Here is an 11,241-nt window from a genome sequence, read left to right on the forward strand (position 1 = left end):
CCTCATGAGATACCTTACTGATTAATTTTTTCGAAGATGCCGTCAAAAATGCCTCCATCAGCGAAGAACTTGGGCTGCACCTTTTCCCAGCCGCCAAAGTCGCCGTCGATCGTCACCAGTTTCACCGGCGCGAACTGGCTCTTGAACTCCTCCGCGATTTTTTCGTTACGCGGACGGTAGAAATTCTTGGCGATAATACGTTGCCCTTCATCGCTATAAAGATAGTTCAGGTACGCTTCAGCCTGCTTTTTCGTGCCTTTTCTCTCAACGACATTGTCGACAACGGCCACCGGCGGCTCAGCCAATATGGAAAGCGACGGCGTGACGATCTCCAGATTTTCGCCGCCCTGCTCTTTTAAAGACAGATAGGCTTCGTTTTCCCAGGCGATCAGCACATCACCCAACTGGCGCTGTACGAAGCTGACGGTCGAACCACGCGCGCCGGTATCCAGCACCGGGGCATGACGATACAGTTCAGTCACGAATTGCAGCGCGCTTTCATCGGTTCCACCCGGCAAATGCTTGGCATACGCCCAGGCGGCCAGGAAGTTCCAGCGAGCGCCGCCGGACGTTTTCGGGTTAGGCGTAATCACCTGCACGCCGGGTTTGATCAGATCGCCCCAATCCTTAATCTGTTTCGGGTTTCCTTTACGCACCAGGAACACGATGGTGGAAGTGTAAGGCGTACTGTTATCCGGCAAACGTGCCTGCCAGTTCGGGTCAATCAGTTTTTTATTGAGGTTAAGCGCATCGATATCGCCCGCCAAGGCCAGCGTGACGACATCCGCCTGAAGTCCGTCGATAACCGAGCGTGCCTGCTTGCCGGAGCCGCCGTGCGAATTCTTGATCGAGATATCTTCACCCGTGGTTGCCCTCCAGTGCTTGCTGAAAGCGGCGTTGTACTCTTGATAAAACTCCCGCGTAGGATCGTAAGACACGTTCAGCAGCTCTGTTGCGGCAGAGGCAACGCCTGAAAACAGCAGAGTTGCGGCAGCCAGCGACAGCCCCAGACGACGCTTTGACATAGCTTCACTCCCTCAAAAAGTCACTCAGTTCGATACCCGCAGGCAGCCGGGCTAATTATTGACCCTTCCTGATAGTGTCCGGCGTTGCGGCAGTCCGCGGAGACAGCGCCAGATCCGGAAATAGCAATAGGCTAAGTGTGTTATCAGGCAGGTAGTTAGACTGGACAATAGAGGATATGGGAGGGCGGCAAAAAGACTGTTTCGCGATAATTTATGCAATCCCGTTATATTCTTCGCACTCTATCTGGGGTTTTTAATTGGGCTGGCCCCACGTGAGAAGAACCGGAAAAAAGCCGACGCCGAGAACAGCGCCGGCCATGTCAGATTACTGCAGCAATAGGTACAGACTACTGTCGCCACGGCGGATATTCAGCGCCAACACGGGCGGTTTGCTGTCCAGAATCTTGCGCAGTTCGCCGATACTGGTTACGGCCTGCTGATTCACGCCGAGGATGACATCGCCCGATTTCAGGCCGATACGCGCGGCGGCGGAGCCCGGTTTCACCTTCTCGACCTTCACGCCTTTCTGTCCATCCAGCTGCGTATTGCTCAGTTCGGCGCCTTCAATACCGGCGTTCAGATTGCCGGCAGCCACCTGGGCCTGGCTGCTTTGCTGCAACGTCACATCCACGGAAACCGGTTTGCCGTCGCGAAGCAGGCCTAATGTGAGCTTGGTGCCCGCAGGCAGCGAGCCCACCTGCGCGCGCAGCGCCGCGAAACTGCTGACCGTTTTACCGTTCAGCGACACAATGACGTCACCCGCTTTGATCCCGGCGCCCGCCGCCGCCGATTTCGGCTGAACCTGGCTGACGAACGCGCCGCGCTGAGCGTCGATCTTCATCGCCTGCGCCAGCTCGGAGTTCAACTCCGTACCGACGATCCCCAGTTCGCCACGTTTCACCTCGCCGAACTCAATAATCTGATTCACCAGATTTTTCACCATATTACTGGGAATGGCGAAACCGATGCCGATATTGCCACCGTCCGGCGCCAGAATCGCCGTATTCAGGCCGATCAGATCGCCGTTGAGATTGACCAGCGCGCCGCCGGAGTTACCCCGGTTGATCGCCGCATCCGTCTGGATAAAGTCTTCATAATTTTCGATGTTCAGCCCGCTACGACCGAGCGCGGAAATGATCCCGGAGGTGGCCGTTTCTCCCAGACCATAAGGATTGCCGATCGCCACGGCATAGTCGCCGACACGCAACCGATCGGAATCCGCTATTTTGAGTTCGGTCAGATTGCGGGCCTCTTTGATCTGCACTACTGCGATATCGGATCGCGGATCTTTGCCGATCACCCGTGCGTCGTATTTACGGCCGTCATTGAGGCGCACCTGGATTTTGTCGGCATTATCGACCACGTGATTGTTCGTCACCACGTAACCTTTGGCCGCATTGATAATCACGCCCGCGCCCAGCGCCTGGAAGGTCTGCTGCTGCTGACGCTGCTGTTGGTGAGGATTGTCGTCGTCATCTCCGCCCTGACACATCGGCGACGACTGGAACGGCGAACCCTCCTGACAGAACGGGGAATCTTCGCCGAAGAATGGCTGCAACTGAGGAGGAATGCCGCCGCTGCCTGCCCGGCTGACCGGCGCATGTCCTTCGACGGAAATATTGACGACCGAAGGCATCACTTTTTCAAGCATCGGCGCCAGACTGGGAAGCTGTTGGCTGGAGGAAGAGACCGATTCCGCCGCGATTGCCGGAACCGTCCCTGTGACCATTGCCAGGCTTAACGTTAATGCATTCAGAACTAAGGATTTTCTTTTCATAGGAATAGGTCTCGTAGTCAATCAACACGCAAATTTTACGGCCTTTGGCTGTGGTCGTGCAGATAAGATAACGATGCGCAAAGGAAGTTCCTCCGCGCAATCCTGTGAAACGTAAGGAAATATTGTCTCTGTTTACAAAACAGCCGCCAGCGGCATACTTCCCTTCGGCTAATCGGCCGCCATCAGCCGACGGTATTCGTCGTAGGCGTAAAGATCGGTCATGCCGCTGATATAGTCCTGAATCAGGCGACCGCGATAGTAAAACTCCAGGCACTCCTGCTGCTCTGCCGGTTTGTTCTCCAACGACTCCACCGCCTCCCGATAAGCCAGACAGTGCTTGCGCGACAGCTTATGGTAGAGCCGGGTCTCAATGGGGTATTTGCGATGAAATTCTTCCTGTACCAGCGTTCTAAAGTCGGCCGAGGGCATTTTCAGCAATGGATGATAGATATCGAGCAAACCGCGCATCACCCGGCTTCCCTGTAATTCCAACTGCTCTACTTCGTGGTGGTTGAAAACGTGTTTGAACGCCACCTGCTTGAACGTTTTCAATAGTCGGTTTTGCGGACTGCCGTCTTCCAGCAGCGCCTGATTAAACTCGCCGTGGAAAATGTTGGGCAGATGTTCGATAAAACGTTTCGACGCATGCGGCACCAGACGCCCCACGGTATTGACCCGCAGATTCATGAAGAATTGATCGTCGCTGCTACGCCAGCGGTGATGCTCACGGGACTCAAACGCCTTGCCGACCGTCTCCATAAACAAATCACCCGGATCAATCTTGCCCCAGGCGTCCTCTAAAAGCTGATAGAGACGGTCGATGGAAAATAGTTTTTTCTCCACCGCATCTTCCAGATCGGCAATGCAATACGAGATATCGTCCGCCGCTTCCATAATGTAGGTCAGCGGAAAGCGGTGAAACTCCTTCATGCCCAGCTCGCTCCGGAGCTGTCTCACGAACGCCTCTTCCGACAAATAAAAGCCCGGTTTTTTCATCAGGTAGTCATAGTCGGCTGGCGGCTCATCGACCCGGTAGGCGGGCTTGGTATATTTGAGAATGCAGGCAACCTGCGAATAGGTCAGATTCAGTTTCAGCAGCGTATGCACCATCCGCACCGCCTGCGCGTTGCCCTCAAACTGGCTCAGATCCTGACGGATTTTGCGGCGCAGCGTATTGAGATCGTCACTGCCCTCTTGCAGCCGCAAACACGCCACCTCGCAGCCGTCCTCCCCGATAGGTTTCTTGCTGAACTCGGCGTCCATCTGCGTAGAAAACCAGTTTCTCAACGCGGATTCGCCGAAATGACCGAACGGCGGGTTGCCGATGTCATGCATCAGGCAGGCCATCTCCACCATGCTTTCGAAAGGGATCTCGTAGCGGTCCAGCCCGTATGCCTCCAGCTTTCCCTGACGCCTCAAGCTATCGATAATATTTTTAGCGATATAGCGGCCAATCTGCTGCACTTCCATCGAGTGCGTCAGACGGGAGCGCACGGCCGCATTTCTTTCCAGCGGGAACACCTGCGTCTTCTGCTGCAGCCGGCGAATGGCGGCGGAATTGATGATACGGCCGCGATCGCTTTCGAACTCACGGATGACGCCATAATCATCCTTCTTTTCTTTAGACTTATTCAACGCCCGTTGATAGCTGATTTTCTTGGCAAAATCGATGTCGGACATGCTGTTCTCCGTTTCTGGCCCTGACCGGTGATAGCATGCCCGCACGGGCGATACAACGGTTCAGGCGTTTTGTTCGCGTGCTCTCGCTATCATAACGGCCATGATAGACTACCGGCCACGACACACCGGTTAATTCAAGCAAAACTTGTGAGGGATCCTATGAAAGTTGGCATCATCGGCGCAATGGAACAAGAAGTTATCCTGCTGCGGGATCAGATCCAGCACCGTCAGACCGTTCAGCGCGCTGGCTGTGAAATTTATACCGGACAGCTGCACGGCGTGGACGTGGCGCTGCTGAAGTCCGGCATCGGTAAAGTCGCGGCGGCGCTGGGGACGACGCTGCTGCTGGAACACTGCCGTCCAGACGTGGTGATCAACACCGGTTCGGCCGGCGGTCTGGCCTCCAGCCTCAAAGTAGGCGATATCGTGGTGTCCAGCGAAGTCCGCTACCACGACGCCGACGTCACCGCCTTCGGTTATGAAGCGGGTCAGATGGCGGGCTGCCCGGCCGCTTTTGTCGCGGACGAAAACCTGATCGTTCAGGCTGAGCAGGCTATCGCCAAGCTGTCGCTGAATGCGGTACGCGGTCTGGTCGTCAGCGGCGATGCCTTTATCAACGGCGCGGAACCTCTGGCCCGCATCCGTAATACCTTCCCGCAGGCTGTCGCCGTAGAAATGGAAGCGACGGCTATCGGCCACGTCTGCCACCAGTTCGGCGTGCCTTTCGTCGTCGTCCGCGCCATTTCCGACGTGGCGGATCAAGAGTCTCACCTGAGCTTCGATGAATTCCTGAGCGTGGCGGCCAGGCAGTCCACGCTGATGGTGGAAGCCCTCGTGCAGTCGCTGGGCCAACAGGGCTGATTCGACGGCTCGCCGCCGCTGCATTCACTGACGAGTGGATGCAGTGCGCATAAACAAAAAACCCGTGCGGCAGCCACGCTGAGCACGGGTTTTTTAATGAACGCCACAACGTGTGGCTGAGCTTGAGGATCAGATGCTAAAGGACGAGCCGCAGCCGCAGGTGGTTTTGGCATTCGGGTTGGAGACCACGAAGCGCGAGCCTTCCAGCCCTTCGGTGTAGTCCACCGAACCGCCGACAAGATATTGCAGGCTCATTGGATCCACGACCAGCGACACGCCCTGCTTTTCAATCATCATATCGCCCTCGTTGACCTTGTCGTCAAACGTAAAGCCATACTGGAAACCGCTGCAGCCGCCGCCGGTGATGTACACCCGCAGTTTCAGATCGGGATTTTCTTCGTCAGCAATCAGGAATTTCACCTTGTTGGCTGCGGCATCGGTGAATTGCAGCGGCAGTGCTGTTACGTCGCTCATCTTTCGTACTCCCAAACTCAATATCGGGCGGTGATTATCCGACCCGGTGATGCTTCGATTATCTAATAGCCCCCGACAACGTTCAAGAGATGATCGACGGCAATGGATGACGCCACGCTCAGGCAGGCGCTACGGCAGGCTCAGGCATCGATTATCGGCCTTTTACCGCGCCATAACAACGTCGTTCGCCTACATCGTCCTCCCATCTTGGTCACAAGGATTTCACAACCGGGCTCTCTTCATTAGAATGAGGGCACACTCTGTGACATCAATCCCCCAGTCAGGAATCTTTAATGAATAAATCTGAAAGTCTATACGCGGCGGCGCAGCAGGTCATACCGGGCGGCGTAAACTCGCCGGTACGGGCATTTAACGGCGTCGGCGGCACGCCGCTGTTTATCGAACGCGCCGAGGGCGCCTACATCTATGATGCGGACGGCAAAGCGTATATCGACTATGTCGGTTCCTGGGGACCGATGGTGCTGGGTCACAACCATCCGGCTATTCGCGATGCGGTGATCGCCGCCGCAGAGCGCGGACTGAGCTTCGGCGCGCCCACCGAAATGGAAGTCACGATGGCGAATCTCGTGACCTCGCTGATGAAAGGCATGGACATGGTGCGCATGGTCAACTCCGGAACGGAAGCCACCATGAGCGCCATTCGTCTGGCCCGGGGTTTCACCGGCCGCGATAAAATCATCAAGTTCGAGGGCTGTTACCACGGCCACGCGGACTGTCTGCTGGTCAAAGCCGGCTCCGGCGCACTGACGCTGGGACAGCCGAATTCTCCCGGCGTCCCCGCCGATTTCGCCCGCCATACCCTGACCTGTACTTATAACGATCTGGCCTCTGTGCGCGCCGCCTTCGAACAGTATCCCGCAGACATCGCCGCCATCATTGTTGAACCGGTTGCAGGCAATATGAACTGCATTCCGCCGCTGCCGGCGTTCCTCCCGGGACTGCGCGCATTGTGCGACGAATTTAGCGCGCTGCTGATCATCGACGAAGTGATGACCGGCTTCCGCGTCGCGCTGGGCGGCGCGCAGGCCTTCTACGGCGTACAGCCGGACCTAACCTGCCTGGGTAAAATCATCGGCGGGGGCATGCCCGTCGGCGCATTCGGCGGTCGCCGCGACGTGATGGAAGCGCTGGCGCCGACCGGTCCGGTCTATCAGGCGGGTACGCTGTCCGGCAACCCGATCGCCATGGCCGCGGGCGTCGCCTGCCTGACCGAAGTCGCCAAACCGGACGTCCACCCACGGTTAACCGCGCTGACGGACCGGCTGGCGGAAGGGCTGCTGGACGCGGCTCGGGCAGAAAATGTGCCGCTGGTCATCAACCGCGCCGGGGGGATGTTCGGTCTGTTCTTTACCGACGATGAAACGGTCACGAGCTATCAGGATGTGCTGAAGTGCGATGTGGAACGCTTCAAGCGCTTCTTCCACCTGATGCTGAATGAGGGCGTCTATCTCGCGCCGTCCGCGTTCGAGGCCGGCTTCATGTCAACGGCGCACAGCGAACAGGATATCGAGCGCACCGTGGCCGCTGCACGCACGTGCTTCTCACAGCTGTAATATGCCTTGATGCCTCAGAGCCAGTCCGGCGCTGAGGCTTAACGCGCCTGCTTTCTCAGCAGGTAGATAAAGTACGGCGCGCCGATAAACGTCGCCAACAGCCCCGCCGGGATCTGATACGGAAACAGCAACATCCGGCCCGCCCAGTCGGCCGCCGCCATCAACCCGCCCCCGATCGCCGCCGCACAGACAAGGTGCGACATCACCCGATTGAATCCCAGCATCCGCGCGAGATGCGGCGCCATCAGCCCGACAAAACTCATGGGGCCGACGATCAAGGTTGCGCCGGCGGTCAGCATCGCCGCCAGCAGCAGAATCGCCAGACGCGCTAGCGAGACCGGTACGCCGAGCGCCCTGGCAGTAGCGCCGCCCAACGGCAGGATCTGTAACCAGCGGCGGCAGAGCGGCGTCAACCACAGCGCCGCTAACGCCAACGCGCCTGTATAGATGACCTGCTTGCCATCCACCCCGTAAGTGGAGCCAGTGATCCACGTCAGTACTGCGCCCATGCGCGGATCGCCGCTCGCCAGCAGCAGCGTGACCAATGTGGTCAGCGCCGTGCCGACCGCAATCCCGGTCGGTAACAGTCTCTGCGTGGAAAAACCGCCTCGCCCCGCCGCCGCCATCATCACGGTCAGCGTCAGGGCAGCCCCCATGCTGCCTGCGGGCAAACGCCACGCCAGCGCGTTACCCGGCCACAGAAACATCAAAATGACGACGCCAAACGCTGCGCCTGAACTCATCCCCAGCACTTCAGGACTCGCCATCGGATTGCCCGTTAACCGCTGAATCAAGCATCCTGCGACCGCCAGCAGCATCCCCGCACACAGCGCCGCCGCCAGACGCGGCCACCGCCACGGCAAGAGTTCGGAAAAGGCATTGCCGCTGGCCCATTGCCAGCCCTGCGCGTCACGTCCCAGACACAATGCGGCGACGATCACCGCCGCCAACACTACGCCGCCGCCCGTCAGCCAGAGCGGGCTAAGACGCCGTTGCCGCACGGCGGCAGGCGCGTCATTGACCGGCGCCGTCGTCCCGTTGCGCAGGCGCGGCAACAGCCACAGTAGCATCGGCGCACCGACCAGCGCCGTTGCGGCCCCCGTCGGGACCTCGCGCCAGACGTCCGTCAGCCAGAGCGTCAGCCGATCGGTGAGGCACAACAGCAGCGCCCCCAGAAGCGGCGCCAGCCACAGCCGCTGGCCCAGACGGCGCGCGCCTAAAATTTTCGCCAGCAGCGGCGCGAAAAGGCCGACAAAGCCGATAATCCCGGCGGCATTCACCCACTGGGCGCTGAGAAAGATCGCCAGCGTCAGCGTACCGAAACGCGCCAATCCCAGCCCAAGTCCCAAATTATGCGCCACGCCGTCGTCCAGCCCCAATAGCGTCAACGGCCGAACCAGCAGCCCGGCGGCGATAAAGCCCAGGATGAGACGCGGCAGTACAAACGACACGTTGCGCCAGTCCTGCTGGTTCAACGAGCCGCTGCTCCACAAAAACAGGTTGGTCAGTTGGTCAAAATGCAGCAAGGCCAGCAGATGATTGACCGCGCCGCAGTATAGACTCAGCACCAGACCCGCGAGGATCAGCGTCACCGGCGACAAACGCCGTCCCCAGGCGACGCCGAACACCAGCGCCCCCACCAGCAACGCGCCGAACATCGCCGCCAGTTGCGAAGTCATGGCCCCGCCCGGCAGCGCCCACAGCGTAGCGACGGTGATACCGAGCTGCGCGCCGCTGGCGACGCCCAGCGTGGCAGGTTCCGCCAACGGATTGCGCAACACCTGTTGGAACAGCACGCCGACCAGTCCCAGTCCCGCGCCAATCAGCAGGGACAACACCAGACGCGGCAGTTGACTGTAGTGAAACAGCATCTGCCGGATATCATCCTGCGAGGGATCTGCGATGCCTTGTCGCCAGAGGGCAAACGGCAGTTGTCGATTCAGCTGGCTCAGCGTGATCGCCAGCACCAGCAAGGTCAGCGTGCCGACCGCCAAGACGGTAATACGACGGGAGGATGTCGATATCATCGCGAGGCCTCCCGTGCGTTAGCCAGCGTCTCGCAAAAACGCATGGCGGAAAGCGTGCCGCCGTAAAACCAGACCGGTTCCACCCGCCGCCAGCGCTGGTGACGCACGAACGGCAGCGCTTGCCACAGCGGATTGGCTTCAACCGCCTCCATTAACGCGCTATTGCCGTGATCGAAACACATCGCTTCGGCATCAGCGCTCAACGTCGCCAGCCGTTCCATGCCCACGATGATACTGCCCCAGACATTGGTTTCCCCTTGCCAGGCATTTTCGATACCGAGTTCATCCATTACCGACTGAAACAGGCTATTACGGCCGAGGATCAGAACATGGCGCGCATCCATCACGGTAAACAGCAGTAAGGGCCGACGGGTATAAGCATGCAGGTTGACCCGCGCCTGCTGAAGAAAATGGCTGAACAACGCCAGATGCTGCTCCGCCGCCGGACGCAGATTCAGGCGATCGCCCAGCATCCGCAGCGAGCGCCGGGCGCTTTCCAGCGGGCCATCGTCGCCATTGATGAACGAAAAGCCCATGCCCGGCGCGATGCGGGCCATCTGCGCAGGCGAAGGACCAAAGCCGTCGGCATACAGCAGCAGGGAGGGCCGCAGTTGGGTCAACAGCTCCAGATTGGGTTCGGTGCGAAGCCCCACATCCATCACTCTGTCCGGCAACGCCGGCGACTTCACCCACCGTTGGTAGTTATGTTTATCTGCGATGCCCAACGGGGTGACGCCCAGCGCCATCAGCAGCTCCAGCGGCTGCCACTCCAGCGCCACGATGCGCGACACATCTCTGACCGCAGCCCGGCCCCGTAGCGCATACGCGCAGGGCGACAGCAGCAAAGCGGTCAGCAGGCGGCGGCGAGAAAGTCCGCTGGAAAAGAGTCCGGTGGTAGATGTCATCATCAGCACACAAAACTTATCGGCGAGCCATCCGCCGGATGCGTCAGGATCCCCATAGGGATCCCATAAATTTCCTGCAGCACTGACGCCTGCATCAGCTCTGCGGGCGTTCCCTGTGCAATCAGTTTTCCCTGACGCAGCGCCAGCAGACTGTCACAGTAGCGGGCGGCCATATTCACATCGTGCAAAACCGCAATCACGGTAAGCCCACGCTCACGGCTGAGCTGCCGGATCAGCGCCAGCACGTCGACCTGATGCGCAATGTCCAGCGCGGAGGTCGGCTCATCCAGCAACAGACAGCGGCTGCCCTGCGCCAGCGTCATCGCCAGCCAGGCCCGCTGACGTTCGCCGCCGGACAGGCTATCCACCAGCCGCTGTGCAAACGGCGTCAAACCGAGCAGCGCAATGGCTTGCTCCACCTGCTCACGGTCGGCATGACCGAAACGCCCGAGCGCGCCGTGCCAAGGGTAGCGCCCCACCGCCACCAGCTCGCGCACCGTCATGCCTTCGGCGGCGGGCAGTTGCTGTGGCAGATAGGCCACCCGACGGGCGAAGAGCGTGTTGCCCCAAAGCGCCAACGGCCGGCCCGCCAGCGAGAGTTGACCGGCGCTGGCGGGCTGGTGACGGCCCAGCATCTTGAGCAGGGTGGACTTACCCGATCCGTTATGGCCGATAAGTCCGTAGACTTTCCCCGCAGGAAACGCGACCGACAGCGGATGCAATAACGTGCGGTTGCCGACGCTGAAGCTGGCCCCCTCAAGCGAGAACGTCATATGGTCATCGAGCGGAAAATTACTTGGCATAAGACGGGTCCTGCGCGAAAGCACAGGTGTTATTCGCCGCAGCGCAAGGTCGTGCGGCTAGGTATGACGGATAAGCGGGCGTCGGCATAGGCCGCATCTCTAATGAATCATTCAT

Annotated in this window: 9 protein-coding genes; 2 read left to right on the forward strand and 7 right to left on the reverse strand. The window is 59.3% G+C overall.

Features of this window, described 5'->3' with window-relative positions; all coding sequences use genetic code 11:
- Positions 1-14: 14 nt before the first annotated feature.
- The 3 genes from I6N93_RS12195 to dgt all read right to left on the reverse strand — a co-directional run bounded on the left by I6N93_RS12195 (position 15) and on the right by dgt (position 4,482).
- Entirely contained in the window at positions 15-1,025 is a 1,011-nt protein-coding gene (locus tag I6N93_RS12195; protein WP_085689501.1) for a sulfate ABC transporter substrate-binding protein, read from the reverse strand.
- A 325-nt stretch (positions 1,026-1,350) separates the two neighbouring features.
- Positions 1,351-2,802 (reverse strand): serine endoprotease DegP, encoded by a 1,452-nt coding sequence (gene degP / locus I6N93_RS12200; RefSeq protein WP_085689503.1) that lies wholly within the window; start codon positions 2,800-2,802, stop codon positions 1,351-1,353.
- Positions 2,803-2,970: 168 nt separating this feature from the next.
- Positions 2,971-4,482, reverse strand: coding sequence for a dGTPase (dgt, locus tag I6N93_RS12205; protein ID WP_085689505.1), 1,512 nt, complete (start codon positions 4,480-4,482; stop codon positions 2,971-2,973).
- A 159-nt stretch (positions 4,483-4,641) separates the two neighbouring features.
- Here dgt and mtnN point away from each other — a divergent pair, with 159 nt between their 5' ends.
- On the forward strand, positions 4,642-5,343 hold the full coding sequence (gene mtnN / locus I6N93_RS12210) for a 5'-methylthioadenosine/S-adenosylhomocysteine nucleosidase (RefSeq protein WP_085689507.1): 702 nt from the start codon (positions 4,642-4,644) through the stop codon (positions 5,341-5,343).
- Between the two features lie 129 nt (positions 5,344-5,472).
- Here mtnN and erpA read toward each other — a convergent pair whose 3' ends face one another.
- Positions 5,473-5,817: an iron-sulfur cluster insertion protein ErpA gene (erpA, locus tag I6N93_RS12215; protein WP_085689509.1), complete on the reverse strand. Its 345-nt coding sequence runs from the start codon at positions 5,815-5,817 to the stop codon at positions 5,473-5,475.
- A gap of 293 nt (positions 5,818-6,110) precedes the next feature.
- Between erpA and hemL the strand changes: the two genes are divergently transcribed.
- Entirely contained in the window at positions 6,111-7,391 is a 1,281-nt protein-coding gene (gene hemL, locus I6N93_RS12220) for a glutamate-1-semialdehyde 2,1-aminomutase (RefSeq protein WP_085689511.1), read from the forward strand.
- A gap of 38 nt (positions 7,392-7,429) precedes the next feature.
- Here hemL and fhuB read toward each other — a convergent pair whose 3' ends face one another.
- Genes fhuB through fhuC form a run of 3 tightly spaced genes read right to left on the reverse strand, consistent with a single transcriptional unit; the run spans position 7,430 to position 11,096 of the window.
- Positions 7,430-9,418 (reverse strand): Fe(3+)-hydroxamate ABC transporter permease FhuB, encoded by a 1,989-nt coding sequence (gene fhuB / locus I6N93_RS12225; RefSeq protein WP_085689513.1) that lies wholly within the window; start codon positions 9,416-9,418, stop codon positions 7,430-7,432.
- Positions 9,415-10,326: a Fe(3+)-hydroxamate ABC transporter substrate-binding protein FhuD gene (gene fhuD / locus I6N93_RS12230; protein ID WP_085689515.1), complete on the reverse strand. Its 912-nt coding sequence runs from the start codon at positions 10,324-10,326 to the stop codon at positions 9,415-9,417. Before fhuD ends, fhuB begins: the two co-directional genes overlap by 4 nt.
- Complete coding sequence (gene fhuC, locus I6N93_RS12235; RefSeq protein WP_099017451.1) at positions 10,326-11,096, reverse strand: Fe3+-hydroxamate ABC transporter ATP-binding protein FhuC; 771 nt, start codon at positions 11,094-11,096, stop codon at positions 10,326-10,328. The genes fhuD and fhuC overlap by 1 nt, the downstream gene beginning before the upstream one ends.
- Positions 11,097-11,241 lie beyond the last annotated feature (145 nt).

This window comes from Lonsdalea populi (assembly GCF_015999465.1).
Lineage (GTDB): Bacteria > Pseudomonadota > Gammaproteobacteria > Enterobacterales > Enterobacteriaceae > Lonsdalea > Lonsdalea populi.

Bases quoted from the DNA above. Each gene is read 5' to 3' on its own strand.
- hemL (WP_085689511.1), top strand. From the start codon at position 6,111: ATGAATAAATCTGAAAGTCTATACGCGGCGGCGCAGCAGGTCATACCG.
- dgt (WP_085689505.1), bottom strand. From the start codon at position 4,482: ATGTCCGACATCGATTTTGCCAAGAAAATCAGCTATCAACGGGCGTTG.
- erpA (WP_085689509.1), bottom strand. From the start codon at position 5,817: ATGAGCGACGTAACAGCACTGCCGCTGCAATTCACCGATGCCGCAGCC.
- fhuC (WP_099017451.1), bottom strand. From the start codon at position 11,096: ATGACGTTCTCGCTTGAGGGGGCCAGCTTCAGCGTCGGCAACCGCACG.
- mtnN (WP_085689507.1), top strand. From the start codon at position 4,642: ATGAAAGTTGGCATCATCGGCGCAATGGAACAAGAAGTTATCCTGCTG.
- fhuD (WP_085689515.1), bottom strand. From the start codon at position 10,326: ATGATGACATCTACCACCGGACTCTTTTCCAGCGGACTTTCTCGCCGC.
- I6N93_RS12195 (WP_085689501.1), bottom strand. From the start codon at position 1,025: ATGTCAAAGCGTCGTCTGGGGCTGTCGCTGGCTGCCGCAACTCTGCTG.
- degP (WP_085689503.1), bottom strand. From the start codon at position 2,802: ATGAAAAGAAAATCCTTAGTTCTGAATGCATTAACGTTAAGCCTGGCA.
- fhuB (WP_085689513.1), bottom strand. From the start codon at position 9,418: ATGATATCGACATCCTCCCGTCGTATTACCGTCTTGGCGGTCGGCACG.